22 protein-coding genes and 1 tRNA gene are annotated in these 23093 nt (G+C 69.8%); 15 read left to right on the forward strand and 8 right to left on the reverse strand.

The annotated features are described in order from the left end of the window. Nucleotide 1 precedes the first annotated feature (1 nt). Nucleotides 2–1600, reverse strand: a complete 1599-nt coding sequence (locus MBA17_RS41675) for a serine/threonine-protein kinase (RefSeq protein ID WP_238503421.1) — start codon at nt 1598–1600, stop codon at nt 2–4. Then, nucleotides 1597–3183: a serine/threonine-protein kinase gene (locus MBA17_RS41680; RefSeq protein ID WP_455432958.1), complete on the reverse strand. Its 1587-nt coding sequence runs from the start codon at nt 3181–3183 to the stop codon at nt 1597–1599. Before MBA17_RS41680 ends, MBA17_RS41675 begins: the two co-directional genes overlap by 4 nt. A gap of 228 nt (nt 3184–3411) precedes the next feature. On the opposite strand from MBA17_RS41680, the gene MBA17_RS41685 reads away from it, so the two are divergent. From MBA17_RS41685 to MBA17_RS41695, 3 genes are all read left to right on the forward strand, one after another. Further along, nucleotides 3412–4233 carry a hypothetical protein gene (locus tag MBA17_RS41685; RefSeq protein WP_238503423.1) on the forward strand — a complete coding sequence of 274 codons (822 nt, stop codon included), beginning with the start codon at nt 3412–3414 and terminating at the stop codon, nt 4231–4233. A gap of 127 nt (nt 4234–4360) precedes the next feature. Next, the gene (locus MBA17_RS41690; protein ID WP_238503425.1) at nt 4361–4525 is read left to right on the forward strand and encodes a DUF1059 domain-containing protein; all 165 of its coding nucleotides are present in this window, start codon (nt 4361–4363) and stop codon (nt 4523–4525) included. 485 nt (nt 4526–5010) lie between these two features. Then, nucleotides 5011–5919, forward strand: coding sequence for a GNAT family N-acetyltransferase (locus MBA17_RS41695; RefSeq protein WP_238503427.1), 909 nt, complete (start codon nt 5011–5013; stop codon nt 5917–5919). On the opposite strand, the gene MBA17_RS41700 is transcribed toward MBA17_RS41695, so the two are convergent. Beyond that, nucleotides 5906–6412, reverse strand: a complete 507-nt coding sequence (locus MBA17_RS41700) for a 2-thiouracil desulfurase family protein (RefSeq protein WP_238503428.1) — start codon at nt 6410–6412, stop codon at nt 5906–5908. The genes MBA17_RS41695 and MBA17_RS41700 overlap by 14 nt on opposite strands. A gap of 246 nt (nt 6413–6658) precedes the next feature. Then, nucleotides 6659–7315, reverse strand: a complete 657-nt coding sequence (locus MBA17_RS41705) for a LysE family translocator (RefSeq protein ID WP_238503429.1) — start codon at nt 7313–7315, stop codon at nt 6659–6661. Nucleotides 7316–7565: 250 nt separating this feature from the next. Here MBA17_RS41705 and MBA17_RS41710 point away from each other — a divergent pair, with 250 nt between their 5' ends. The 4 genes from MBA17_RS41710 (at nt 7566) to MBA17_RS41725 (ending at nt 10405) form a co-directional block, all read left to right on the forward strand. Next, nucleotides 7566–7928: a hypothetical protein gene (locus MBA17_RS41710; RefSeq protein ID WP_238503430.1), complete on the forward strand. Its 363-nt coding sequence runs from the start codon at nt 7566–7568 to the stop codon at nt 7926–7928. An 85-nt stretch (nt 7929–8013) separates the two neighbouring features. Continuing rightward, nucleotides 8014–8397, forward strand: a complete 384-nt coding sequence (locus MBA17_RS41715; protein ID WP_238503431.1) for a hypothetical protein — start codon at nt 8014–8016, stop codon at nt 8395–8397. Between the two features lie 92 nt (nt 8398–8489). Continuing rightward, nucleotides 8490–9059, forward strand: coding sequence for an SRPBCC family protein (locus MBA17_RS41720; RefSeq protein WP_238503432.1), 570 nt, complete (start codon nt 8490–8492; stop codon nt 9057–9059). A gap of 137 nt (nt 9060–9196) precedes the next feature. Next, nucleotides 9197–10405 carry an MFS transporter gene (locus MBA17_RS41725; protein ID WP_238503433.1) on the forward strand — a complete coding sequence of 403 codons (1209 nt, stop codon included), beginning with the start codon at nt 9197–9199 and terminating at the stop codon, nt 10403–10405. A gap of 215 nt (nt 10406–10620) precedes the next feature. Here MBA17_RS41725 and MBA17_RS41730 read toward each other — a convergent pair whose 3' ends face one another. The 3 genes from MBA17_RS41730 to MBA17_RS41740 all read right to left on the reverse strand — a co-directional run bounded on the left by MBA17_RS41730 (nt 10621) and on the right by MBA17_RS41740 (nt 13829). After that, on the reverse strand, nt 10621–11619 hold the full coding sequence (locus MBA17_RS41730) for a zinc-dependent alcohol dehydrogenase (RefSeq protein ID WP_238503434.1): 999 nt from the start codon (nt 11617–11619) through the stop codon (nt 10621–10623). Next, nucleotides 11616–12773, reverse strand: a complete 1158-nt coding sequence (locus tag MBA17_RS41735; RefSeq protein ID WP_238503435.1) for a mandelate racemase/muconate lactonizing enzyme family protein — start codon at nt 12771–12773, stop codon at nt 11616–11618. The genes MBA17_RS41730 and MBA17_RS41735 overlap by 4 nt, the downstream gene beginning before the upstream one ends. Before the next feature lie 279 nt (nt 12774–13052). After that, the gene (locus MBA17_RS41740) at nt 13053–13829 is read right to left on the reverse strand and encodes an IclR family transcriptional regulator (protein WP_238503436.1); all 777 of its coding nucleotides are present in this window, start codon (nt 13827–13829) and stop codon (nt 13053–13055) included. Between the two features lie 178 nt (nt 13830–14007). Between MBA17_RS41740 and MBA17_RS41745 the strand changes: the two genes are divergently transcribed. From MBA17_RS41745 to MBA17_RS41780, 8 genes are all read left to right on the forward strand, one after another. Then, nucleotides 14008–14913, forward strand: a complete 906-nt coding sequence (locus tag MBA17_RS41745; protein ID WP_238503437.1) for a hypothetical protein — start codon at nt 14008–14010, stop codon at nt 14911–14913. Nucleotides 14914–14923: 10 nt separating this feature from the next. Then, nucleotides 14924–16210, forward strand: a complete 1287-nt coding sequence (locus MBA17_RS41750) for an extracellular solute-binding protein (protein WP_238503438.1) — start codon at nt 14924–14926, stop codon at nt 16208–16210. Between the two features lie 10 nt (nt 16211–16220). Then, nucleotides 16221–17171, forward strand: coding sequence for a carbohydrate ABC transporter permease (locus MBA17_RS41755; protein WP_238503439.1), 951 nt, complete (start codon nt 16221–16223; stop codon nt 17169–17171). Continuing rightward, complete coding sequence (locus MBA17_RS41760; protein ID WP_238503440.1) at nt 17171–17998, forward strand: carbohydrate ABC transporter permease; 828 nt, start codon at nt 17171–17173, stop codon at nt 17996–17998. Before MBA17_RS41755 ends, MBA17_RS41760 begins: the two co-directional genes overlap by 1 nt. A gap of 14 nt (nt 17999–18012) precedes the next feature. Next, a complete protein-coding gene (gene arfA, locus MBA17_RS41765; protein ID WP_238503442.1) occupies nt 18013–19512 on the forward strand; it encodes an arabinosylfuranosidase ArfA in 1500 nt (499 codons plus the stop codon). Nucleotides 19513–19649: 137 nt separating this feature from the next. Next, nucleotides 19650–19722: transfer RNA gene (locus tag MBA17_RS41770), tRNA-Ala, on the forward strand. Nucleotides 19723–20526: 804 nt separating this feature from the next. Next, on the forward strand, nt 20527–20856 hold the full coding sequence (locus MBA17_RS41775) for a hypothetical protein (RefSeq protein WP_238503444.1): 330 nt from the start codon (nt 20527–20529) through the stop codon (nt 20854–20856). 669 nt (nt 20857–21525) lie between these two features. Next, a complete protein-coding gene (locus tag MBA17_RS41780) occupies nt 21526–22224 on the forward strand; it encodes a carboxymuconolactone decarboxylase family protein (RefSeq protein ID WP_238503445.1) in 699 nt (232 codons plus the stop codon). A gap of 201 nt (nt 22225–22425) precedes the next feature. Here the strand turns inward: MBA17_RS41780 and MBA17_RS41785 are convergent, their stop codons facing one another. After that, nucleotides 22426–22818: a nuclear transport factor 2 family protein gene (locus tag MBA17_RS41785; protein ID WP_238503446.1), complete on the reverse strand. Its 393-nt coding sequence runs from the start codon at nt 22816–22818 to the stop codon at nt 22426–22428. Nucleotides 22819–23093: the final 275 nt, after the last annotated feature.

Consider the following 23093-nt stretch of genomic DNA (forward strand, 5'->3'; position numbering starts at 1 on the left):
GCTATGCCTCGCGGTCGAGGTTCTCGGCGATGTACTCGGCCGCCTTGACCGCCTTCTCGCGGAGCTTGGGATCCGACGCCACCTCGCGCTCCATGCGCATCTCACAGACCATGTTGCCCGTCCTGAAGAGCATGTGGACCGTGAACTTCTGGCGGGAGAACGTCTTCTCGGCGACCTCCCACCCGGCTCCGCCGTCGCCGGCGCCCACGTCGAACACGTCGGAGTTCTTGGCACCCGCGCCGCCCCTGCCCGCCAGTTCCTCGGCCGCGGTCCGGCCGCCGGCGACGTGCTCCTCCGCGAGCGTGTTCTCGTAACCGTCGCCCTGCTGCTTGTAGAGGTGGAGCTTGAGGAACATGGAATGCTCCTTGGTCCCCTTGTAGTCGGTGGACGACCAGGAGCACAGCGGGGGGTCTTCGTCTCGCACGTTGTGCAGCGTGGTCCGGTAGGCGCCGAAGATCTCCTTGGCCTGCTGCTCGGTGAGGAGCTGGCAGGGGCGGGGCACGGCGTCGAACTTGCCGGGCGCCTGGGTCGGGGCGGGCGAGAAGGTCGGTCCCGCGGCTGAGGGCGTGGCGGCGGCCGTAGGGGTGGCCACCGGGGCCGGCTTCGCCACGTCCGCAGACGCGGGAGCCGGGGGCCGCACGGCGGCGGGGGCGCTTGAGGTGGTCAGGACGAGGATGAGCGAGGTGACGAAGGCCAGCACCACGGCCGCCGCCGAGCCGTACGCGGCGTTGCGCGGCACCAGCCAGTCGGGCATCGGCCCCGGCGAGGCGACGGTGGCCGCCGTCTGACCGATGACCTGCTGCAACCCCTGCCTGAGCGCGGGCAGGTCCGGCCGCCGGGCCGGGTTCTGCGACAGTGCGGCGACCAGCAGCGGGCCGAGCTGCGGCCCCGCCCGCTGCGGCGGTCGCGGCGGCTCGGTCATGACCGCCCCGAGCGTCGCCACCGCGCTCGGCCGCTGGTACGGCGAGACGCCCTCGACCGCCGTGTAGACGGTCGCGGCCAGCGACCACAGGTCGGACGGGGGACCGGGCGGCTGGCCGGACGTGGGGGTGAGGCATTCGGGCGCGGTGAATCCCGGTGTGCCCATGGGCGCGCCGGATGATGGCCCACCGGTCTGGGTGGCGATGCCGAAGTCGGAGAGCAGGATGCGGCCGTCGTCGGCGAGCAGCACGTTGCCCGGCTTCACGTCACGGTGCAGCACTCCCTGCATGTGCGCGTTCGCCAGCGCGGAGAGCACGAACAGCCCGACGGAGGCGGCCCACTGGGGCGACATCGCGCCGCCGGTCTTGATGACCTGGTCGAGGGAGCGCCCGCGAATCAGCTCCATGACGATCCAGGGCTCGCCGCCGTCCTCGATCACGTCGTGCACGGCGACGACGGCCGGATGGCGGATCCGGGCCGCCGACCGAGCCTCGCGGAGGGTGCGTTCGCGCAACCCGGCGCGTTCCGCCGGGGGCAGCTCCGGCGGGAACAGCACCTGCTTGACCGCCACCTCGCGGCCGATCGTCTGGTCGTGCGCGCGCCAGACGATGCCCATGCCGCCACGGCCGAGGGATGCGAGCAGGCGGTAGCGTCCGCCCACGAGTCGTTCTCCGGTCACGGGGTCTCCTTCAGCGCGGCGGCGATCCGGCGGGCGGCCTTGTTCGCTCCGGCGCGGATCGCCGCGTCGTCACCGATCTTGTTCACGTTCACGTAGTCCACCTGGACGAGCAGGTTGTCGAGCCGGAAGATCACGATGCTGTTCTCCACCTTGCGCGTCTTGCGCGAGAGCAGGTCGTAGACGATCGCCTCGTCACCCACTCCCTCCGTGATCTCGGCCGCCGTTCCCGCCGCGGCGACCTTGCTCCTCAGGCCGATGCCGGGCCAGCTCCAGACCATGCCCTCCGTGGCCACGATGCCGTTCTTACGGTTGATGAACGCCTCCCTGGCCGCGTCGGGAACCGCGTCCCATGCCTCGCTGTCGATCTTCAGTGGTACGGCTCCGATGCCGACACCCCGCGAGGTCCATTCACAGCCCTCCTCCTGGCGCTTCCCGCCCACGGCCCGCACCTCGGGCACCAGTTCGCGGACCTGCCCGGCGGTGAGCAGGGTGCAGAAGTCGACCGGCACGGTGAACATGGCCGTCTCCTCGGCCTCGGGCGTGGGACTGGGCTGGGGTGCGGGACTGGTCTGCTGCCCCACGGGATCACTGGCGGGCCCGGACTGCTGCGCGACGGGCGTGGGTCGCGGGCCGGGCTCCCGGTCGGCCCGGAGGGCGACGGCGACCGCCGCGCCGCCCGCCAGCAGCGTGCACAACCCGGCCGCCACCAGCATCCGCGTACGGTTCCCCCGGCGGGGCGGAGCGGGCGCCGCGACGGCCTCCCGGCCGTCGGCGACGAGCCGCAGCAGCCGGGCGGTCTCCCCGGCGGGCGGCCGGGTGGCGGGCTCGCCGCCGAGCATCCGGAGCAGCACGGGCCCGAGATGGCCGGCCCGCTGCGGCGGGCGCGGCGGCGAGGTCAGCACCTCACGCAGCACCATCATGGGAGACCCGCCCAGGTACGGCGGGGCGCCCTCGACCGTGGCGTAGAGGGTGGCGGCGAGAGACCACAGGTCGGACTCCGGCCCGCCGCGCTCGCCGCGCAGCCGTTCGGGGGCGATGAAGCCGGGGGAGCCGATCAGCAGTCCCGACTCGGTCATCGTGGCCTGGTCGTCGATCCTGGCGATGCCGAAGTCACCGAGGACGGTCCGGCCGTCCTCGGTGAGGAAGACGTTGGCGGGTTTGACGTCGCGGTGCTGGATGCCCTGTTGGTGCGCGACGGACAGCGCCGCCAGCAGCCGCAGGCCCAGTGCGGCCGTGTGCTCGGGCGACCAGGGGCCGCCGTCTCTGACCGCGTCCTCAAGGTTCGAGCCGCGCAGCAGCTCCATGACGATCCACGGGCGCTCGCCTTCGGTGAGCACGTCGTGGACCTTGATGATGCCGGCGTCTCTCAGCTGGGCGGCGGCCATCGCCTCGCGCACGGTTCGCCGGCACGCCTCGGCGCGGGCGGCCCGGTCGAGCGCGGGCGGCAGCCGTACCTCCTTGACCGCGACCTCGCGGTGCAGGAGCTCGTCGTGCGCGAGCCAGACGGTGCCCATGCCACCTTGGCCGAGCGCGCGCAGGAGACGGTATCGGCCTGCGATCTTTGATTCCCCCTGATCCGGCACGGTAGGGGACCCTAGTGCTTTTCCCCATTACTTCGCTAGATGGTGAACCTTGACGCAAAGGGCGCGCTCCCCATAATGGTCCGGTATCAATTCCGACCCGCGAGGGGTGCTATGACCACGCGTCCAGGCGGGAGTCCCGGACCTCCCGTACCGCCGTCCTCGTACTGGCCCGATCAGGGTGGGCAGGAACGTTCAAGCATGTCAGGGCCGCCGAAATGGGCTCTGGGGATGATCGCCGGCGCGGCTGCGTTCACGCTGCTCGGCGGGGTCGCCTTCGCGGTGTCGGGCGGGGATCCGGAGCCGCCCCCGGTGGCCGCGCCGCCCGTGCTGCCGTCGGTCAAGCCCTCGAAGCTGACAGGGACCCCGGTCGTGCCGCCGCCTTCGGCCCTGCCCGATTCGTCCGGTTCGCCTTCCGCCGATCCGGCCGAGTCCCCCTCCGTGGGTGCGTCGGCGGACGTGTCGGCCACTCCCAGCGCGCAGTCCACCGGCCCGACGCTGACCGAGATCCCCGAGGTGTGCGATCTGCTCGGCGAGAGCACGGTCAAGCGGCTCGCGCCCCAGGGCGCGGCGGAGCCCGACTCCTCCAGGGACGGCTACGGCGCGCTCCGGAAGGGCTGCCAGTGGAACCAGAAGGGGTACGCCATGAAAAATGGCTACAACCAATCCCGGACGATCCACGTCAAGGTGGCCGTGTATCCCGACAGCGCGCAGGCCGCCGAGGACGCCGACTTCTCGTGGGACTCGATGCGCGACTTCGCCGGCACCACCCGCCCCGCCCCCTACAACACCGTGTACGGCGAGCTGCAAACGATCACCACGTTGGGCGGCGAAGCGTATGGCGTCTATTCCATGGATAAAGTCCGGAAATCAGCAAATGCCTGGCTCTTGCTCCATATCGGTAATTCTGTGGTCGAAGTGCGATATTTCGGGACTGATAACAAAGGCCGCGAGATCCTTTCCAACAAGAATTCCAGGCCGGTGGCGGAAGACATATTGCTGAAGGGCATGGAAGAGATCGCCAAGGAGGTCGTGGGCAACCTGGTTCCCTGACGACTTCCCAGGTCGGAGCCATCGTGCAACGATGAAAAGACAGCCCCCGAACAAGAGGGACGCGGTGGTTTCGCAGGCCGCCGGGGGAGGTGAGACAGGGATGCGAATGGTCGCCGACTGTCGTGACATGCCCAGCGAGTCCGGTTGCACGCTCACAATCAGCGGTGAGGAGGACGAGGTCGTCAGGGCCGCCGCCGAGCACGCGGCGTCCGTACACGGCCACGCCGACACCCTTGAGTTCCGCGAGCAGATCAGGGGAATGCTGAAGAAGGAGATCCCGGTCGGCGCCTGAGCCGGCCCGCCCCTGCGACCGCGATCCGCGGCCGCAGGGGTTCACCAGCGCGCCTGAGGCTCGAGCATGTTCCACACCGGTCGGCCACCGTCACCCCGTCCCCCGCCGAGCCGGCTCACAAGCGGCGGCGGCCCTTCCCACTTCCCACGATCGCGATCTGTGGGCCCGGCGCCATTGGGTTCGCTTGATGGGTGTCGGGATTAGGGTTTCTCGACTCGACGACTCGCTGCGCGAGGCCCAGCGCGCGTCCCGCCGTACCGTGCCGGCGACGCCGCGCCCCTGCCCCAGCGGTCACCGACGCGTGCGCCTGCGGCCGCTCACCCGAAACCGGTTGGACGTACTCGTCCACGTGTGGTTGGCTTCCTCCACGCCCTTGGAGCGAAAAGGAGGTGAGCGCGATGTCAACCGTCATGACCATGCGCTCCCCCTCTGCCCGGGCGATCATCTGACCGGGGGAGCGCACGCTTTCCCTGGAGGATTCACCCATGACCGATCTGGTCATCCGCCCGCTTCGTGCGGGCGAGCACGATCTGTTCCTGTCCCTGCCCGACTCCGCGCTCGTCGGCATCGCGTCGACCGGCCGTGACTACCGCACCTTCCTCGCCGCCCGGCAGTACCGTCCCGAGTGGACCTGGGTCGCCCTGGAGGGCGACCGCGTCGTCGCCAGGGCCGCCTGGTGGGGCGGGCCCGACGACGCCGAACCGCTCACCCTCGACTGGTTCGACTTCGGCCAGGACCACGAGGCCGGCACCGGGCTGCTGCGCGCCGCTCCCTTCACCGCCGAGTACTGCCTGGTCCTGCCGCCCGCGTGGCGGGAGGATCCGGTCGTCAGGGCCGAGGCGGAGGCACGCGTCGCCGCCGCCGAACGGGCGGGCATGCGGCCGCTGGTGGAGCGGATCCGCTACACCTGGACCCCTGAGCTGGGCCTGCCCGAACGGCCCGCACGACTGGAGTATCGGCCGTGCCCCGACGACGAGGTGGTGCTCGACGTCATCAGGCGGTTCCACGTGGGCAGTCTCGACGCGCACGTCATCGACCAGACCGCGCGCGAGGGCGCGGAGGCGGCGGCCAAGGAGGATCTGGACATCCTCAACTGGTTCCCCGCACCGCGTGAGTGGTGGCGGCTCGCCTACACCCCAGCGGGTGAACTGGTCGGCCTCACCGTGCCGAGCCGTAACCATTCGAGCCCGGTGATCGGCATCATCGGCGTGGTGCCCGAGCAGCGTGGTCACGGCTACGGCTACGACCTGCTGGTGGAGGCGACCCACCTGCTGGCCGCCGAGGGGGTGACCGAGATCGTCGGCGAGACCGACGCGACCAACGGGCCGATGGCGGCGGCCTTCGCCAAGGCCGGTTACCCGGTCAGCCAGGAGCGGATCTTCATGGCGTGGTGAGCCGCTCCAGTTCGGTGAGCGCGAGGCTCGCCTCGGCGATGTGATCCTCGTTGAACACCCGGACGCCGTGTGACTCCAGCAGCGCGGTGGTGATTCCCTGGCCGGGCAGCGTACGGCCCCGGAAGGTGCCGTCGTAGACGCTGAGTGTGCCGCAGGAAGGGCTGCCCTCCTTCAGGATCGCGATCCGCACCCCGAAGGAGGCGGCCACCGCCAGCGCGGCCTGCGCCCCGGCCAGGAACGCGCCCGTGACGTCGTCTCCCTCGGGAGTCAGCACCCGCGCCGCCCCGGTGAGCACGGCGGCCCCGCCCGCCCCGCCCTCGATCTCGGCGGGCGGGCGGGGCACCGGCAGCCCGCCCGCCACCTCGGGGCAGAAGGCGACCAGCCGCCCCTCAGCCCGCCACGCGGCGAGCAACGCGTGATCACTGCTCTTGGCCCGCCCGTCATACCGGACCTTCCGCCCCATCAGGCACGCACTGACCAGAATCCGTTCCACCCTGCCCATGGTAGGCGGGGCTCACCTGGCCGAACGCAGCTCCACGGGCCACGGTGCGCCCGCCCTCCTCCGGTGGCCGCGCGGCAACCGTGCCGTTGCCTGCCAAGGATCTTGGCCTGTCCGGAGAGTGAGGGATCACGAAGGGTTGGCCGCGCCCACAGCAGGCGTGAGCATCCTGGCGCGGCCGTTCACCGGTGGGCGGTCCGTCCGACGTCCCCCGGCGGCTCGCTGCTCGGCTCCGGCATGTCAGCGGCTCTCGATAGCCAAGCGCAGGCCCAGGGCGACTAGGACCGTTCCGCTGACCGCGTCCAGCCGACGCCGGATCACCGGGCGGCGGAACCACGCGCCCGCCCGCCCAACCGCGGCCGCCAGCGCCAAATACAGGATGATCTCGATGGCCACCTGGAGCACGGCGAGCAGCGCGGTCGTGGCGAAGAGCGGCCGGTCGGCCGGTACGAACTGTGGATAGAACGCGATCATGAAGGCGGCGGCCTTCGGGTTGGCCAGCATCACCACCGCTCCCTCGCCGAAGGCCCCCCACCAGGTCAGCGCCGAACCGGGCTTCGGCTCCCCGACCGCGACCTCCTCGGCCGCCCGTCCTGTCTCCCTGCTGCGCCACGCTGAGCGCCAGGCCTTGATCCCGAGGTACAGCAGGAAGCCCGCGCCCACCACGCGCAGGACGAGGAAGGCCACCTCCGAGGCGGCCACCAGGGCGGCGAGCCCGGCGGCGGCGAGCAACGCCCACAGGTACAGGCCGGCCTCCAGGCCCAGCACCGTGGGCACCGCGCCGGAGAAGCCGCGCAGGGCCGCGCGGCGCAGGATCAGCGCCATCGCCGGGCCTGGCGAGGCGGAGATCAGCACCACGGCAAGGACGAAGGCGGGCAGAGAGGAGATGAGGTCCATGAGGTTCATCTTGGTTGTGCGCGTACTGCCTGTTCAACGCGTTTTGCGCGGGACACGGCGGCTGCGCGTCGCCAGTGTGCCGCGCCAGAAGTTCGCTGTAGATATCGGGCGAGTGAGTTCAGCGGTGAGCGTCGGGATGCGCCGCGCTTCGTAACGGAACCGGCCACGACACGGGATCACGGATGGCGAGGTCGAGGGCGGGGGGTGGCGGGGGTAGCCTGCTGGCCATGTCGATCGGGGTGACTGCCTTGTGAACAGCGTGCTCGCTACGTGTGTGATCGTCGGGGCGCTGGTGCTGGCGCTGGTGAGCCTGATCGTGGCGATCAGGGACAGGGCGATGGGAATGGTCCTGCTGATCGGCTTCGGCGTGCTGGAACTGGCGGTGCTGGTCCAGGCGGGGGTGACGATCGCGGCGGCCGTCTCGGGGGAGGGGCCGCAGGAGAAGGTCACGTTGTACGGCTATCTCGTGGGCACCGCGCTGATCCCGCTGGCAGGGGTGGGCTTGGCGCTGGCGGAGCGGAGCCGATGGGGGTCCGGGATCCTGGTGGTGGCCGGGTTCGCGATCGCGGTCATGACGGGCAGGCTGCTGCAGATCTGGCAGGGCACGGCGTGAGCCTTCACCGGCCGCCGGGGAGCAGGCCGCCGGGGAGCAGGCCGCCGGGGAGCGGGCCGCCGGGGAGCGGAGATCGGGGAGTGCGGTGAGCGAGGGCATCGGGACCGGGCCGGGGCGGGCGCTGGTGGCGGTTTACGGGCTCTTCGCGCTGGCGGCGGGGGCGCGGGCCACGGTGCAGATCGTGCGGAGTTTCGACGAGGCGCCCCTGGCGTACGCGCTGTCGGCGTTCGCCGCGGCCGTCTACGTCGTGCTGACCGTGGCGCTCGCCGTGTCCGCTCGCCGTACGGCGTTGGCGGCCTGCCTGATCGAGCTGACCGGGGTGCTGGTCGTGGGCACGTTGAGCATGCTGGATCCGGAGGCGTTTCCGAGGGCGACCGTCTGGTCGGGTTACGGCAGCGGTTACCTGTTCATCCCGCTGATCCTGCCCGTCGTCGGGCTGTTCTGGTTGCTCCGCCGCCGCCCCGGATGATTGACCGGGGTGTTACATCCCCTCTCCCACGGGCAGTTCAGGGCCTCGTACCCGAGAACCACCCCCGAGACAGGGAGGGAGAAGCCCCCCAGATGAGCACCATCGAGCACTCGGTCGACGTGCGGGTCCCCGTGCGGACCGCCTACAACCAGTGGACCCAGTTCGAGAGCTTCCCCGAGTTCATGGAGGGAGTGCAGTCGGTCAAGCAACTCGACGACACGCGGACGGCGTGGGTGGTGGAGATCGCCGGTGTCCGCCGCGAGTTCGAGGCCGAGATCGCCGAGCAGCTTCCCGACCGGCGCGTGGCGTGGCGGTCGGAGGGACGGCCCCATCAGGCGGGCGTGGTGACCTTCCACCGGATCGACGACGGCAACTGCCGGGTCATGCTCCAGATGGACTTCGACCCGGAGGGCGCGGCGGAGACGGCGGGCGACTGGCTGCAGGTCGTACGGCTCCGCGTGCGCGGCGACCTTGAGCGTTTCAAGAGGTTCATCGAGTCTCGCGGGGGCGAGACCGGCGCGTGGCGCGGTGCCGTCCGAAACGGGAGCGGCGCTGTCAGCGGCGAGACCGGCGGCGTCGGCGGGGAGACCGGCGCGTGGCGCGAGGCCGGGGGCCGGCGCCCAGGTGACGATCCTCCGGCGGTTCCAGGCCCCATCGCCTGAGGAATCGGCGGCCGCGGTCCCCCGGGACCGCGGCCGCTTCGCTTTGCCAGGAACAAATGTACCCATTAAAACAGTTTCCCTTGAGGTCTGTCAATCATCCTATGATTCGATGATCCTTAAGGAGGACGAGAGTCAGCATGAGTGTGCTCACCCACGAGGCAAGAGGTCGTACCGGATCGCTCGCCTGGTTGCTCGTGCTGGGAATCGTCCTCGCGGCGCTCAATCTGCGGACCGCGGTCACCAGCGTGGGCCCCGTGCTCGACCAGATCTCCACCGCGCTCGGGCTTACCGGCGTCACGACGGGCCTGCTCACCACTCTACCCGTTCTCTGCTTCGCGACCGTGGGCGTGGTGACGCCGGCCCTGTCCCGCCGGGTGGGCGAGCACCGCCTGCTGCTGCTCGCCCTGGTGACCCTCGGGGTCGGCATGCTGACCCGCTCACTGGTGGACTCGGCGGCCGTCTTCCTGCTCAGCAGCGCTGTGGCGCTGTCGGGCGGCGCCGTCGGCAACGTGCTCATCCCCACGCTGATCAAGCGGCACTTCCCGCGTCGCACCGGCGTGATGACCACCGTCTACACCACCGCGCTCGCCATGGGCACGATGCTCGCGGCCGCCGCCACGGTGCCGATCGAGCGCGCCACCGACGGCAACTGGCACGTGGCCCTCGGCGTGTGGGCCGCGCTGGCCGCCGTGGCGGCGCTGCCCTGGCTGGTGCTGCTGCGCAGCGAGCCCGCCCGCGACACCGGCGCCGCCGCCCTGGGGCCCCGGGCCCTGGTGCGCAGCCGCCTCGCATGGTCGGTCGCCGCCTACTTCGGCACCCAGTCCATGGTCGCCTACGTGATGTTCGGCTGGCTCCCGCAGATGCTGCTCGACAAGGGCTACACCGCCGGGCAGGCGGGCGTCTTCCTGGCCGTCTTCACCGCGCTCGGCATCCCGGTCGCGATCGTGGTTCCCATGGTGACCAGCCGGTTCGCCGACCAGCGGCCGGTGGTCGCCGCGTTCGTCGCCTGCTACGTGGTGGGCTTCGCCGGCCTCTGGCTGGCTCCGGACGCCACCGCCCTGGTCTGGGTGATCGTGGTGGGCCTCGGCATGGGCTCCTTCCCGCTCGCGCTCACCCTGCTCGCGCTGCGGACCCGCACACCCGAGGCCACCGCCGCGCTCTCGGCCTTCGGGCAGAGCGCCGGCTATCTCATCGCCGGGGCCGGTCCGCTGCTGGTCGGCCTCCTCTACGGCGCGACCGGCGGCTGGACGCTGCCCGTCCTGCTGCTGTTCGCGGTCGTGACCGTGCAGCTCGCCACCGGATGGTACGCGGGCCGCGACCGCTATCTGGAGGACGAGCGCGTCTGACCTCCTGCGGCTTGCGCCCCATCGGGGGCGGCGCAAGCCTGCAGCGGGACCGGCGACCTCGCCGCCGGCCTGCCCGTCACCGGGTAGGCCGGCGCGGTGTTCGGCCGGAGCCCGCCGCCGACGGCATGGCGGCGCATGCGCACCACGGTGGCCGGAGTCCGCCGCCGACGGCTCGGCGGCGGATGCGCGTCACGGTGCTCGCCGGTGGCGGCCGATCACCGCTCGGGCCGGAGCAGCACCTTCCCCGTGGCGGGGTCGGCGAGCAGTTCCATCGCCCGGCCGTAGTCTTCGAGCCCCAGCTCATGGGTGATCAGCGGCCGCAACGTGAGCAACCCCGCGTTGAACACCCGTACGGCGTGCACCCAGGCGGCCGACGACGCCCCGAACACGCTGGAGATCGAGAGCTGCCCGCCCACCAGCAGCCCCGGCGGAATCCCGTACGGCTCGCCGCCCGGAAGCCCGGTCAGCACCACCCGCCCGCCGGGACGGGCCAGCCGTACGGCGGCGAGCCCGCTCGACGCCACGCCAGCGGTCTCCACGACCACGTCGAAACGGCCCGGCTGGTCGGGCGGGACCAGCTCGGTCGCGCCGGAGAGACGTGCGAGCCGCTCGCGGGACGGACGGGGATCGACGGCGACCAGTTCGGCGGGGGAGTTCGCGGCGAGGAACTGGACGACCAGCACGCCCAGGGTTCCCGCGCCCACCACGGCCACCCGTTCACCGGGCAGCACCGCGGCCCGCAGGGCGGCCGCGGCGGCGACCGCGGCGGGTTCCAGCAGGGCGGCTGCGACCAGGTCGGCGCCCGGCGTGAGCACGTGCAGCAGCCGGGCCGGCAGCAGCAGGTGGTCGGCGAAGGCGCCGGGCCGGGTGAACCCGGTCTCGTCGTAGCCGGCCGAGCACAGGTTCGACTCACCGGCACGGCACCTGTCGCAGGTCAGGCAGTTGCGGAAGCCCTCACCGACGACGTCCGCGCCGACCAGCGCGGGGTCGGCGCGGGGGCCGACCGCCACCACCGTCCCCGACCACTCGTGGCCGGGGACGATCGGGTAGCGGCGGAAGGCGGCGGGCCTGGTCCCCTCGTACAGTTCCCGGTCGCTGCCGCAGATCCCGGCCGCGGCGATCCGCACCAGGGCCTCACCCGGACCACAGGCCGGCGGTTCGGACTTGACCATGTGGTGCCTGCCGGGGCCGTCGAGCACGACCGATCGGTTCATCGGGTGCGCTCCGGGTCTCGCAGGTGCCAGTCGTCGGCGTAGAGGTCGAACTTGGCGCGCTGCCTGGGGAACTCCGCCGCGGCGTCCGGGTCGAACTCCACGCCGAGTCCCGGGCCCGTCGGGATGGCGAAGTAGCCGTCCACGACCTCGGGGACGCCGGGCGCGACCTTCTTCACCTCGGTGTCGGCGAAGTCGTTGAAGTGCTCCTGGATCTTGAAGTTCGGGGTGGCGGCGGCGAGGTGCAGGCTGGCGGCGGTGAGGACCGGGCCGCCGACGTTGTGCGGGGCCATCATGACGAAGTGCGTCTCTGCCGTGGCGGCGAGCTTGCGCGCCTCCCACAGGCCGCCGATGTGGCCGACGTCGGGCTGGATGACGTCGGCGGCCTGGAGCTCGAACAGCTCCCTGAACTCCAGCCGGTCATGGATCCGCTCGCCGGTCGCGATCGGCAGCCCGGTGTGCTCGGCGACCTTGGCCAGGGCCTTGAGGTTCTCCGGCGGGCACGGCTCCTCCAGCCAGCTCGGCGCGAACGGTTCGAGCATGCCGGCCAGCCGGATCGCCGTCGCCGGGGAGAAGCGGCCGTGCATCTCCACGAGCAGCTCACGCGCGGGCCCGATCGCGTCGCGCACCGCCTCCACCAGCGAGATCGAGCGCATGGTCTCCTCGTGGTCGAGCTCCATCCGCCCGGCGCCGAACGGGTCGAGTTTCAGCGCGTCGTAGCCGCGCTCGACGACGCCCAGTGCCGCCCGGTGGAACTCCTCGGGGGAGCGTTCCACGGTGTACCAGCCGTTGGCGTACGCCTTGACCCGGTCGTTGACCTTGCCGCCGAGCAGCTGCCAGACGGGCACGCCGAGCGCCTTGCCCATGATGTCCCAGCAGGCCATCTCCACGCAGGCGATGCCCGACATCACGATCTCGCCCGCGCGGCCGTAGTCGCCGTACTTCATCCGGCGCACGAGGTCCTCGATGGCGAAGGGGTCGGAGCCGGCCACGTGGTTGGACTCCGCCTCGGCGAGGTAGCCGAGGAGCGCGTCGGTGTGGCCCAGCATGCGGGTCTCGCCGACCCCGGTCAGGCCCTCGTCGGTGTGCACCTGGACGTAGGTGAGGTTGCGCCAGGGGGTTCCGACGACATGGGTGGTCAGCCTCGTGATGCGCACGGGTCTCCTCTCGGGAAGCAGTGATCCGGGACACGGCCCTCGGGCCGCGCGCGGTCTGATCCAGGTGGGCGGGCACGTCGTCGGGCCGCCTGCTGGGGAACGTGGGCCCCGATTCCCGCGGCCTGCGGTGGCCGGCGGGGGTGAGGGGGGAAGGGGGATCGGGCGGAGCTCAGCCGGTGACGGGTGCCGACTCCGGGCCGACGAGCCGAGCGCCTTCGTGCCGGCCCGTCCTGCGTAAGCAGCGGGCGTCGGCGGAGAAGGACAGGGCCACGTCGATCGTCATGTGGTCTCCAGCATGCGGTGGCCGAGGCGTTCCGACAGCGTACGGGCGCCCCGCCGTACCAGTTCGCCCCACTCCCGGCGGCGGGTGTCGTCCCAGCGCAGGATGGGCGCGGAGACGCTCATCGCCGCGACCATGAGGCCGGTCTGGTCGTAGACCGGCGCGGCGACGCAGTTGACCGCCTCGTTCGACTCGCACTCGTCGAAGGAGAGGCCCTGCTCGCGGATCACCGCGAGGGCCGCGCGCAGCCGGGCGGGGGAGGTGATGCTGTTCGGGGTCATGGCGGGCTGCTCGCGGTCGGGGGGATAGCGCACGTCGAGGGCGTCGGGGGACAGGCCGGAGAGCAGCATCTTGCCGACGCCCGTGCAGTGGGCGGGCAGCCTGCGGCCGACGGCGGAGACCATCCGGATCGGGTGGGTGCTGTCGACCTTCGCGATGTAGACGACGTCAGGGCCGTCGAGCACCGCCACGTGCACCGTCTCATCGCAGCCGGCCGCCGTCTCCCTGGCCGCTTCGAGGGCCTCGTGGGCGAGGTCGAGCTGCTCGGCGAAGACGTTGCCGAGCTGGAAGAGCCGCATGCCCAGCCGGTAGCGGGTGGGCTGGCCGTGGATCGCGGACAGGTAGGAGCGGGTGGTGAGCGTGGTGACCAGCTCGTGGACCGTCGTGCGGGGCAGGCCGGTCGCCTCGGCGATCTGCGTGGCGGACAGCACACGTCCGGGCAGGAAGAGCTCCAGGATGTCCAGCGCGCGGGTCACGGCGGGTACGGCTCGGCCCATCGACAGACTCCCTCGGTTCTCCCTCAGTTCGACATTTCGCACTTTACCCGAAATTTCGAACAGCCTACCTTGACCCGAACCGGACACCTGTTTACAGTCACGGCAGCTTCTCGGAAGTTGTCCGAAATATCGAACATAACCGGAGTTCCACTTGCGTCAGTCGTCAGGAATCCTCGCCTTGAACCGCCTGGGCCTCGCCTCCCCCGCGGCCCCCGTCCCCGGCTCGCCGGTCGCCTTCCCCGACGGCGGGACCTGGCGCACCGAGCTGCCCTCCTGTGAAGGACCCGCCGTGCTGGAGGCGGTCCTGGCCGAGAGCCGGCGCCTTTCGGTGCCGCTGCACCGGATCAGCCAGGGCAGCGGCGTGTGGATGCTGACCGACGCGGAGATCACCGAGATGGTCGCCGCGTGCGAGGCGGAGAACATCGAGCTCTGCCTCTTCCTGGGACCCCGGGGCACCTGGGGGCCCGCGCCCGTGCCGATCGCCGGGCCGCGCGCCCGCGGCCGTGACCAGCTCGCCGGGTGCATTGACGACGCCGAGCGCGCCGTCGCGCTAGGCGTGCGCTGCCTGCTGGTGGCCGACGAGGGCGTGTTGTGGGCGCTGCACCGGATGCGGGAGGCGGGGGACCTGCCCGCCGACACCACGCTGAAGGTCTCCGCGCTGGTGGGGCCGGTCAACCCGGCGACGTACGCGCTCTGGGAGCAGCTCGGCGCCGACTCGATCAACGTGCCCAGTGACCTGACCCTGGCCGAGCTGGCCGACCTGCGCGCGGTCAGCGCCGCGCCGCTGGACTTCTACGTCGAGGCCCCCGACGGCCTGGGCGGCCAGGTGCGCATCCACGAGGCGGCCGAGCTGATCAGATGCGGCGCGCCGATCTACCTGAAGTTCGGGCTGCGCAACGCGCCCGACATCTATCCGGTCGGCGGCCACATCCGCGCCGTGGCCGTGGAGAGCGGCAAGGAGAGGGTACGGCGGGGCCGTCTCGTTCTCGACGCCCTGGCCCGGCTGGGCGCGGACGACGGCATGTCCCCGCTCGGCGCACGACTGCCCGGCAAACTCGCCCGGTTCGCAGAGGTGATCCGATGAGGAGTGTGTTATGGACGATGTGAGCAGGCGTGCCGTCCTCGGCACCATGCTTGCTGTGGGAGCGCTCCCGCTCGTGGCGTGCGGGGCCGGCGACGGCGCGCGGACCAAGGTTCGCTACTGGAACCTGTTCGCCGGCGGCGATGGCCTGCTGATGCTCCAGATGCAGGACGACTTCCGAGCGAAGAATCCCGATATATCGCTCGAAGCCGTCACTCTTGCCTGGGGCGCGCCGTACTACACCAAGCTCGCCATGGCCGCGGCGGGCGGGCGTGGTCCCGACGTGGCCGTGCTCCACCTGGCCAGGATGCCCGGGTACGCGCCTGGCCATCTGCTCGACGCGTTCGACGTCGACCTGCTCGAAGAGGTCGGGCTCGACCCCGCCGAGTTTCCGCCCGGCCTGATCGAACGGGCCACCGTGAACGGCAGGCTCTACGCGCTGCCGCTCGACACCCATCCGTTCGTCATGTACTACAACACCGACGTCGCCCAGCAGGCCGGGCTCCTCGACGCAGCCGGCCGGCTCACCCCGATCAACGGCCCCGACGCCCTGATCGACGCGCTGACCAGAGCCAAGAAGGTGACCGGCAAGCACGGTCTGGCCCTGGACAACCTCGACGTGATGCCCTGGCGGCTGTTCTACGCCCTGTACCGCCAGCTCGACGGCACACTCGCCCTTCCGCTCGGCGGCTCGATCGGCATCGACGACGCCAAGGCGCTCCAGGCGCTCGGCCTCATGCGCCGGCTCACCGAGGAGGGCCTGGCGACCCAGGGGCTCGACTACGCGGGCGCGATCGCCGCGTTCGTCAACGGCGACTCGGGCTTCCACTGGAACGGCGGCTGGGAGACCACCACCTTCAGCACCGCCAAGACGCCCTACAGCATGACCAGATTTCCGAACATCTTCGGCAATGCGCGCACCACCGGGGACGCCCACTCCTTCGTGCTGCCCCACCAGCGCAGCCGCGATCCCGAAGCCACCCGTGCCTCCTACCGCTTCCTCGCGCACCTGATTAAGAGCAGCGTGACCTGGGGCAAGGCCGGACACGTGCCCGCCTACCGGCCGGTGGCGACGAGCCCCGCGTATCTCGCGCTCAAGCCCCAGTCGGAGTACCGCGACGTCACGCCCGACGTGCAACTCGACCCGCCCGCGTGGTTCAGCGGTTCGGGCTCCGACTTCCAGAACCAGGGAGGAGCCGCCTTCCAGGCCGTGCTCACCGGCGACCTGACCCCCCAGCAGGGGCTCGACCAGTTCAAGGGCGCCGTCGACAAGCTGCTCACCACCCCCAGCCCGGCGTAGGAGACCCCCCATGGCGACCACCATCTCGCCCGCGCCCCCCGCCCCTCCCGCCACGCGTGCCGTACCCCTCTGGCGGCGGATGCCCGCCGGACTGCTGTTCACCCTGCCCTTCCTGGTGTTCTACCTCGCCTTCCTCGTCTGGCCGACGGTGTCGTCGCTGTTCCTCAGCTTCTTCAACGAGAGCCTCACCGGCACCCGGGGCGAGTTCGTCGGCCTGGCCAACTGGACCGAGATGTTCGGTGACTCGGCGATGTGGTCGGCCTTCGGCAACACCGTCTACTTCACCCTCCTCAGCACGCCGCCGCTGGTGCTCATCGGCCTGGTCATGGCGCTGCTCACGAACCGGGCGATGCCGCTGCGGTGGCTGTGGCGGCTGGCGTTCTTCCTGCCGTTCCTGTTGCCGGCCAGCGTCGTGGCGCTCATCTGGGTCTGGCTCTACCAACCGGGCTTCGGCCTGGTCAACGACACGCTCGCGCGCCTCGGGCTGGCCGAGGCGGGCTGGCTCACCGAGCCCGACCTGGCGATGGTCTCGGTCGTCATCACCACCGTGTGGTGGACCGTCGGCTTCAACTTCCTGCTCTATCTGGCCGCGCTCCAGCAGATCCCGCAGCACCTCTACGACGCCGCCGCGATCGACGGCGCGGGCTGGTGGCAGCGGCTGCGGTCGGTGACGCTGCCCATGCTCGGGCGCACCACCGGGCTCGTCATCGTGCTGCAGTTGCTCGCCTCGCTGCGCGTCTTCGACCAGATCTACCTGCTCTACCAGGGCACCGGCGGCCCCAACTTCGCCGCCAGGCCGATCCTGGAACACGTCTACACCACGGCGTTCACCAACTTCCGGTTCGGTTACGCCTCGGCGATCTCCACCTTCTTCTTCGTACTGATCGTCACGGTGTCCGTGGCCCAGCTCAAGTTGTTCCCCTCATCCTCGAATTCCTCGAATTCCTCGAAGGAGCGTTGATGACGAGCGTACGAGCCTGGAATCTCGTCGGGCTGCTGGTGACCGCGTTCATCGCGGTGCTCTGGCTGACGCCGTTGCTGTGGGCGGTCGACACCTCCCTGAAGCCGGAGGGCGAGACCACGCTGGTCCCGCTGACCTGGTTCTCCGACAACTTCTCCGTCGAGGCGTTCCAGCGGGTGTTCGCGCAGAGCGACATGCTGCGCTGGTTTCTCAACAGCACCGTCGTCGCCGTCGGCGTGACCGCCCTGGTGCTGGCGACCGCGAGCCTCGCCGCGTACGGCTTCTCCCGCACCGACTTCCGCGGCAAGCGCCTCGTCTTCGGCGTCGTCGTCGCCGGCATCATGGTCCCGCCGCAGGTCCTGGTGGTGCCGCTGTACGACGAGATGCTGGCCCTCGGCCTGATCGACACCTACTGGGCGATGATCCTGCCGCAGGTCGCCGCGCCGGCCATGGTCTTCATCCTGAAGAAGTTCTTCGACGGCATCCCCCGCGAGCTGGAGGAGGCCGCCCGGGTCGACGGCGCCTCGATCCTGCGGATCTTCTGGCAGGTGGTGCTCCCGCTCTCCCGGCCCGTCCTGTCCGCCGTCGGGATCTTCACCTTCATCTTCACCTGGAACAACTTCTTCTGGCCGTTCCTGGCCGTCTCCGACCCCGACCTGATGACCATCCCCGTCGGCCTGGCCACCATCCAGAGCTCGTACGGCCTGCGGTACGCCCAGATCATGGCCTCGGCCGTGCTCGGCGGGCTGCCGCTGCTCGTCGCCTATGTCTTCTTCCAGCGAAACATCATCCGTTCCGTCGCCCACACCGGGCTCAGCGGAACCTGAACGATCGAGGTGCGATGACCCACGCGTCCCTGACCATTGACCCCGCCTTCGCCGTCGGCGACGTCGACCCGAGGCTGTTCGGCTCCTTCGTCGAACACCTGGGCCGGTGCGTCTACAGCGGGATCTTCGAACCCGGCCATCCGGCCGCCGACGAGAACGGCTTCCGGCGTGACGTGCTCGACCTGGTCCGCGAACTGGGCGTGACCACCGTGCGCTACCCCGGCGGCAACTTCGTCTCCGCCTACCGCTGGGAGGACGGCGTCGGCCCCGACCGCCGGACCCGTCTCGACCCCGCCTGGCGGACCATCGAGCCCAACACCTTCGGTCTCGGCGAGTTCGTCAAATGGTGCGCCGCCGCGGGCGTCGATCCGATGATGGCCGTCAACCTCGGCACCAGAGGCATCCAGGAAGCCGTCGACCTGCTCGAATACTCCAACCACCCGTCGGGGACCGCGCTGTCGGACCTCCGGCGCAAGAACGGCGACGCCGAGCCGTACGACATCAGGCTCTGGTGCCTCGGCAACGAGATGGACGGACCCTGGCAGGTCGGCCACAAGACCGCCGAGGAGTACGGCAGGCTCGCGGCGGAGACGGCCAGGGCGATGCGCATGATCGACCCCCGGTTGGAGCTCGTCGCGTGCGGCAGTTCGGGGGCGTCGATGCCGACCTTCGGGACGTGGGAGGCGACGGTCCTCCAGCATGCCTACGACCAGGTCGACTACCTGTCGCTGCACGCCTACTACGAGCCGCTGAACGGCGACGTGGCCACCTTCCTCGCCTCGGGGGCCCGGATGGAGTCGTTCATCGAGGACACCGTCGCGACCTGTGACCACATGCGCTCGGTCACCAAGTCGAGCAAGCGGATCAACCTCTCGTTCGACGAGTGGAACGTCTGGTACATGTCGCGGCACCAGGCGGAGGAGCAGCCCGGCGGCTGGCGGCCCGCGCCCCGCCTGCTCGAAGACCACTACGACGTGACCGACGCCGTCGTGGTCGGCAGCCTGCTGATCGCCCTCCTCCGGCATGCCGACCGGGTGCGGATGGCCAGCCAGGCCCAGCTCGTCAACGTGATCGCGCCCATCCTCGCGGAGCCGGGCGGCCCGGCCTGGCGGCAGACGATCTTCCACCCGTTCGCGCAGGCCGCCCTGCACGGCAAGGGCCGGGTGCTGCGGGTGGAGGCCGACTCGCCGGCGTTCGAGTGCGCGGCGGGGGAGGTGGGGGCCCTGCACGCGACCGCCGTGCAGGGGGAGGACGGGAGCGTGACGATCTTCGCGGTGAACCGGTCGCAGACGTCGCCGCTCGATCTGGCGGCCGATGTGCGGGCGCTGGGGGAGGTCCGGGTGCTGGAGCACACCGTCCTCACCGACGCCGACCTCGGCGCCCGCAACACCGCCGACGCCCCCGACCGCGTCCGCCCCCGCCCGGCGACCGGCACCTCGGCCGCCGACGGCACGCTGCACGCCCATCTGCCTCCCGTCTCCTGGAACGTCATCCGCCTCGCACCGGTCAGCTGAACCTGGTCAGCTGATTTCGGTCAGCTGAATCTGGGCGCCTGATTCGTCGGCATCCCCGGCGGCGTCGATTCCCCGACGCCGCCGGGCATCCGATTCCACGAGAGAGCCGGAAGTCCTATACACTCATCGCGTCTCAAGGGGCTATGGCGCAGTTGGTAGCGCGCCTCCATGGCATGGAGGAGGTCTGGGGTTCGAATCCCCATAGCTCCACCCATCGGACATTCCTCTCGAACGCAGCTCTGCCAGGGCGGCGGCGAGGAAATCGCGCGGGAAGGATCGACGCCTTCCTGCCTGCTCTCGATCCAGCCGACCCGTTCCAGGGCGGCGAAGACGAGACTGGAGCAGGTCGACGTGGTCGATCTCGTTGTTCCAGTTTCCGCCCGTCGCGCCGTACGGGTGTAGTAGAGGTCATGGTGGCCCGAGCGCATTGAAGCCGGGCTGAAATCCGGTGCAATGGCCCCCGACGCCGACAGACGGTCGGCTACAGCCGCCCGGTCCGCTGTGCGGTCGCATCTCTCGATGAGACATGATGATGTGCCTTTTGATGATATGTCGGCTGGCGAGCTGGAAGGCATGAAAAGTCGAACGACGGCGCGGGTCCGGGGAACATTCGACGGGGATGGCGAAATTGAGGAGACCCCTGGCGAGGTTGTGTTCCGTGGCCGGTCTGGCCGTTTCCGCCTTGCTCGTAGGGCAGGGGCTTGCCGCTCTCATCAGGCAAGTTCCACGATATCGCCGAGGTGTCGCGAGAGTGACCTGACCTGCGTTGATGCATGATTTAAGCCAGAATTGCCACGATGGAAGAATATTTCTGAAATAAGTGACAATTCTGATCAATTTAGGTTGATAGCGATGCCGCGAATGCTGCCGATGTGAGGGTGAATTGAAATTCATAGTGCGTCTAGGTGATGGTTCAATTAAGCTCGATTAAAGTCGCCGCGTCATTGTGCAGGGAGGGGGATATCCCCTTTGCTCCCTGTTTCGACGATTTCGAGGAAGGGTCCAATGGGGAAGATGAGAACGTCCGCGCTGGTCGTGCTGGCCGCAGCCGGTTTCGGCCTGCAGGCCATGCCCGTCGCGCACGCGTCCGCCGGCTCCGAATCGCATCCCACAGTGGTGTCGAAGCCCGTGGGGAACGCCCCGGACTGTGTCAGGGTCTGGCACACCGTGGGAACCATCACCAAGACGGGCTATGCCCGAAACGACTGCTCAAACGCCCTGAACATCAGGATCGTCTGGGCGTTCGGCGTGGACGGCCCGTGCTCGACCGTCTCGTCGGGCAGCACCATCAGCCACAAGATCCCCAGAGGCCCGCGGAACTTCGACGGCGCGAGCACCTGCTGATCGACCACGTCGATCGGCGCCTCGCCGAATGACGACGCGTCACCCAACGGCCGCCCGGCCAGCCCGGGCGGCCGTCGCCATGCCACCACCCATCCACGCCGCCCGCTCTGTGTAGTCTGTCCCCGCTGTCCGTCCGCGCTGTCCGTCCGCGCTGTCCGTCCGCGCTGTCCGTCCGCGCTGTCCGTCCGCGCTGTCCGTCCGCGCTGTCCGTCCGCGCTGTCCGTCCGCGCTGTCCGTCCGCGCTGTCCGTCCGCGCCGCCCGTCCGTGTTGTCTGCGCGCGCCGCCCGTCCGTGCCGCCGGGAACCCCGCCCGAGACCGTACGGCAGGCCACCTTGGCGCCTCGCGCCGCACCTCCAGCCGTCCCTGGGGCCGACGCTCCTCCAGCGTGGGCGGCCGGCCGCCGTCACGACTCGCCCCCTGGCTATGTCCGCCGGTTTCTCACCCGCGCGTTGATCCGTCGGCGAGTGGGCCGCCACTTACGTAGCGCACGAACGGAGTAAAGGCGTGGCGCACGCACGGAGTAAAGGCCGGCCGGTGTCAAGAGATGTATTGGCAGGAAGTGGTAATCGGCAGTCAGCTTGGTGAAAGACAGAAGGCTCGACTTGTGGCGTGACGACACTCAGAGTGGTGATAAGAGAAATTAGGCCAACCGAGGCGAGAGCTGACTGATGACTAACTCGATTTCTTGTGAGGATTGCGCGAGCGCACCTGTCGAGCTGTCGGCGGATTACTTGTCCGACGTCGCCTCGCGTGACGACGAATGGCCAAAGGAAAGGCGGTCAGGATTGGTGAATCATGCGGGAAAATCTCACCCGCATATTGCGTTGAATTCCGGCGAGCCGGGTATTCGTGGGCTGTTCCGGTTTCGGCCGGAGGCGGCTCTTCCTTTGAATCAATTGTCGGAGGTGTTGCTCTGCGGGGACAGCACGTTGCCGCGTGGGGAAAGGGAGTTGATCGCGACTTACGTATCGGCGTTGAACCGGTGCCGATTCTGCTACTACACACATGCGGCATTCGCGGCCACGCGGCTGCCCGATGGAGCCGCCCTGGTGGATCAGGTGCGGGCCGACCTCGGCGCCGCGCCGGTCTCCGCCAAGTTGCGGGCGTTGCTGGTGATCGCGGCCGCCGTCCAGGAGAGCGGTCAGCGCGTCACCGAGCTGCACGTGGCCGCGGCCCGCGCCGAGGGTGCGACGGACCTGGAGATCCATGACACCGTGCTGATCGCCGCCGCGTTCTGCATGTACAACCGTTACGTCGACGGCCTGGCGACCGTCGCCGCGGACGAGCCGGCCCACTATGCCGAACGAGCGAAAATGACGGGAGGTTATGTGGCGGTCTGGGCCGACGCACTCGGCCGGGCCGCGTGATCGTCCGGGCGTGACCTGCCTGGGAGCGTGACCGGAGGTCGCGGCGATTCGGGGCCGTATAGAACTGCAGGCGCCTCACCTGGGCGTCCATGGCCGACGAGAGGAGGATGAGCGAAGTACGTGTGATCTCAAGGCGCCAAATCGCGCCGGACCACCCACGTTGCGGGAGACGGGGTGGGCCGGCGCGAACTACCTGTCAGGTCAGGCGAAGAACTCGTCGGCCGTGTAGGGGTCCTGCGGGTAGCTCCAGCGCTCGCTGATCTTCCCGTCCCTGCTCTTGAAGACCTGGAGGCCCCGGTCGTCCAGGTTCTTGCCGCCGCGCTCGCCCTGAATCTGGAGTATCGCCGCAACATGATCGTCGCCGACGAGGAACGACTCCGGCTCGAAGCGCAGGGTGTTGTCGGTCGATTCGATGAGCTGCTTAAGGTAGCGCAGCACTTCTTCCTTACCGCGATAGTCGCCTGCCAGCGGGCCGCGGCCGGGTACGTGAAAGACCACGTCATCGGTGAGTAGTGGGCTGATGGAGTCCAGGTCGCCCTTGGCCAGAGCGTCGTAGCTGTTTCGGGCAAGGGCGCTGAGGGGATGTTCGGACATGAACTGGCTCCCTAGGGATGAAACGGACTAGACGTTCGTCACGCTACGCTTCCGGGCGCGAGTGAGCAAGATGGAAGAAGTCTTACCGATCGTCCGGGAGACGCGAATGCGACGGCGATAGGCCGGCAATGCCAAGGCAATGATCGCCTTACGTAGAGTGATGTGCGGCGACGAATTTGAGGGTTGACAGCAGGCCGTTCAATGGCGATCATGAATGTCAGTGGGTGGGTCCGTTCGCGACGGCTGTGCGAAATTCCCTCGTTTTCGCCGACGTG

It is taken from the genome of Dolomitihabitans soli, assembly GCF_022213955.1.
Taxonomy (GTDB): Bacteria; Actinomycetota; Actinomycetes; order Streptosporangiales; family Streptosporangiaceae; genus Streptosporangium_A; species Streptosporangium_A soli.

What these genes read in the sequence shown, in the direction of transcription:
- MBA17_RS41685 (WP_238503423.1), top strand. Translation starts at nt 3,412, where the DNA reads ATGATCGCCGGCGCGGCTGCGTTCACGCTGCTCGGCGGGGTCGCCTTC.
- MBA17_RS41690 (WP_238503425.1), top strand. Translation starts at nt 4,361, where the DNA reads ATGCCCAGCGAGTCCGGTTGCACGCTCACAATCAGCGGTGAGGAGGAC.
- MBA17_RS41695 (WP_238503427.1), top strand. Translation starts at nt 5,011, where the DNA reads ATGACCGATCTGGTCATCCGCCCGCTTCGTGCGGGCGAGCACGATCTG.
- MBA17_RS41705 (WP_238503429.1), bottom strand. Translation starts at nt 7,315, where the DNA reads ATGGACCTCATCTCCTCTCTGCCCGCCTTCGTCCTTGCCGTGGTGCTG.
- MBA17_RS41720 (WP_238503432.1), top strand. Translation starts at nt 8,490, where the DNA reads ATGAGCACCATCGAGCACTCGGTCGACGTGCGGGTCCCCGTGCGGACC.
- MBA17_RS41725 (WP_238503433.1), top strand. Translation starts at nt 9,197, where the DNA reads ATGAGTGTGCTCACCCACGAGGCAAGAGGTCGTACCGGATCGCTCGCC.
- MBA17_RS41730 (WP_238503434.1), bottom strand. Translation starts at nt 11,619, where the DNA reads ATGAACCGATCGGTCGTGCTCGACGGCCCCGGCAGGCACCACATGGTC.
- MBA17_RS41740 (WP_238503436.1), bottom strand. Translation starts at nt 13,829, where the DNA reads ATGGGCCGAGCCGTACCCGCCGTGACCCGCGCGCTGGACATCCTGGAG.
- MBA17_RS41750 (WP_238503438.1), top strand. Translation starts at nt 14,924, where the DNA reads ATGGACGATGTGAGCAGGCGTGCCGTCCTCGGCACCATGCTTGCTGTG.
- MBA17_RS41755 (WP_238503439.1), top strand. Translation starts at nt 16,221, where the DNA reads ATGGCGACCACCATCTCGCCCGCGCCCCCCGCCCCTCCCGCCACGCGT.
- MBA17_RS41760 (WP_238503440.1), top strand. Translation starts at nt 17,171, where the DNA reads ATGACGAGCGTACGAGCCTGGAATCTCGTCGGGCTGCTGGTGACCGCG.
- arfA (WP_238503442.1), top strand. Translation starts at nt 18,013, where the DNA reads ATGACCCACGCGTCCCTGACCATTGACCCCGCCTTCGCCGTCGGCGAC.
- MBA17_RS41775 (WP_238503444.1), top strand. Translation starts at nt 20,527, where the DNA reads ATGAGAACGTCCGCGCTGGTCGTGCTGGCCGCAGCCGGTTTCGGCCTG.
- MBA17_RS41780 (WP_238503445.1), top strand. Translation starts at nt 21,526, where the DNA reads ATGACTAACTCGATTTCTTGTGAGGATTGCGCGAGCGCACCTGTCGAG.
- MBA17_RS41785 (WP_238503446.1), bottom strand. Translation starts at nt 22,818, where the DNA reads ATGTCCGAACATCCCCTCAGCGCCCTTGCCCGAAACAGCTACGACGCT.